Below are 1,532 nucleotides of genomic sequence, written 5' to 3'. Positions count from 1 at the left end.
TAACTCAACTTTCGCACACTGAAATAGACAAGTAACCCTTGATATAGTTAGGTAAACCTGCCACCCATTGCTGTACTTGATTTTTTATTAATTTTTGGATTGCTTTATTAGTATGCTGGATGGCATCATCAAGAATCTCGATTAATTGCTGTAAGACGACAGCCCAATCCAGTTCATCAATTTCATCACATAATTCATAAAATAAGCCGCCCAGCGTTCGATTATCCATGTTACAACGGTTTTGCCAAGAAAGCACGATATACCTTGTAAATACAATCGTGGTATGGCTGATAAGGGCATCGTAAGACCGGCTCTGGAACTCCTTTTGTAGATTCAAAAGCGATTTGGTTGTCTTAAAAAAGACTTCAATATCCCAGCGCATTCCATAGATACGAATGATTTCTTGATCACTAAGCGCGCAATCCGTACTCAAAATAGCGAGCCAATCGCTCTTTTTATTACGATTACGCACAAATACGACTTTCACAGGCACACCATTGGCTTGTGTTGTGTAAATAGAACGAAGGATGCTTTTCTTCCCAGTTGCCGGTTTTGCCAGACGATAAAGTTCTTTTAAACTGACACGTTTGCCATCTACCAGATAACGTTGTTTTAAATTTTTTACCATGCCAATCACATCAAGTCCCTGTTCTTTGATGTCCTTGATAAGAGGAGGCTGCGTAAACCAGGAATCCATCAACACATAAGATGCATCTATGCCAGCATTTAAAGCACGCTGAAGCATACCCGGAATTTGTTCCGGTGCCGTTTGTAAAGCTTCCTGACGACGTTTATAACCAGAACTGCGCTTGTCGATGTCTTTGGAAACACCGTTGATTTGGTGCTTTTTCGAACTTAATAAAGAGAAGTCTACAGGCATAAATGTTGCGCCATCGGACCATCCCAAAGTCAACATACGAAATCCTTTATAAAACCTCATCTTTTGAGAAGCATGATCAAAACATCGAGCTAAAAGTTCTACTTTCTTACTTCTGTTTCTGTCATAAGAAGAATCATCGAGAATAAATACTTTGGGACGATCATGGCTTGTAAAGCCAGACACTTTTGAAATAACAGAAGAGCTCAAGGCAGTCAAAAAACGTCGCCAATTAAAAGTAGATTTGTTTAAAAAACGATAAACCGTATCCTTCGCTGGTAGATCTGGAGCTTTCTTACTATCCAGCATACGAAACCAGTTCTTATGTTCAAAGATGAGACGAAAGATTAATTGAAAAATAATAGCACTAGAAATGCCAAAAGACTTGGTAATTCCAGCGTTACGCAAATGTTTTAGAACACCTAATTCTTTAAATACAAATTTTATTTCAGTTGGCAGTTGCTTATTCGAGTCATTATTCGCTATCATAGTAGGAGACACCTCTTCTGTTTTGGTAGTGATTCTAGACAAATCAACTATACCAAACGGAAAGGTGTTTTTCTTGTTTTAAATCTTTGTCAAGGAGCCTATTATAGTAACTACAAGCACTTGAGCTTATTGATTTCGTTAAATTTTTCTAGGTGCGAAAGTTGAG

Annotated in this window: 1 protein-coding gene; it reads right to left on the bottom strand. The window is 38.1% G+C overall.

What is annotated here, in order from left to right; translation table 11 throughout:
* Positions 1–4 precede the first annotated feature (4 nt).
* Positions 5–1,366, bottom strand: a complete 1,362-nt coding sequence (locus JOD18_RS24065) for an IS4 family transposase (protein WP_204672017.1) — start codon at positions 1,364–1,366, stop codon at positions 5–7.
* Positions 1,367–1,532 lie beyond the last annotated feature (166 nt).

This window comes from Gracilibacillus alcaliphilus, from assembly GCF_016909015.1.
In the GTDB taxonomy this organism is placed as follows: Bacteria; Bacillota; Bacilli; order Bacillales; family Amphibacillaceae; genus Gracilibacillus; species Gracilibacillus alcaliphilus.
This window is presented reverse-complemented; position numbering and strand designations above follow the sequence as displayed.

Excerpts from the sequence above, each read along its gene's own strand:
- JOD18_RS24065 (WP_204672017.1), bottom strand. The coding sequence starts at position 1,366 with ATGATAGCGAATAATGACTCGAATAAGCAACTGCCAACTGAAATAAAA.